At 49.7% G+C, this 443-nt stretch carries 2 tRNA genes; both read right to left on the bottom strand.

Going from position 1 to position 443, the window contains the following annotated elements:
* Positions 1-168: 168 nt before the first annotated feature.
* Positions 169-253: transfer RNA gene (locus ATB74_RS23465), tRNA-Tyr, on the bottom strand.
* Positions 254-355: 102 nt separating this feature from the next.
* Positions 356-440 (bottom strand) — tRNA-Tyr (locus tag ATB74_RS23470).
* Positions 441-443 lie beyond the last annotated feature (3 nt).

Consider the following 443-nt stretch of genomic DNA (forward strand, 5'->3'; position numbering starts at 1 on the left):
CGAACCATCGAAGGCAGTGCCGGCAGATTTACAGTCTGCTCCCTTTGGCCACTCGGGAACCCCTCCAGGGTGTGTCTTACTCTTCACAAAGTAAGCCTAAATTGATGTTTTCCCATAAGCCCATCAACTAGGTTGTTCTCTTAACTCTTAAAAGAGGTAAGAAGAATATGGTGGAGGGAGACGGATTCGAACCATCGAAGGCAGTGCCGGCAGATTTACAGTCTGCTCCCTTTGGCCACTCGGGAACCCCTCCAGGGTGTGTCTTACTCTTCACAAAGTAAGCCTAAATTGATGTTTTCCCATAAGCCCATCAATCAGGTTGTTCTCTTAACTCTCGAAAGAGGTAAGAAGAATATGGTGGAGGGAGACGGATTCGAACCATCGAAGGCAGTGCCGGCAGATTTACAGTCTGCTCCCTTTGGCCACTCGGGAACCCCTCCAGG

This window comes from Vibrio splendidus (assembly GCF_001557875.1).
Classification (GTDB): domain Bacteria; phylum Pseudomonadota; class Gammaproteobacteria; order Enterobacterales; family Vibrionaceae; genus Vibrio; species Vibrio splendidus_F.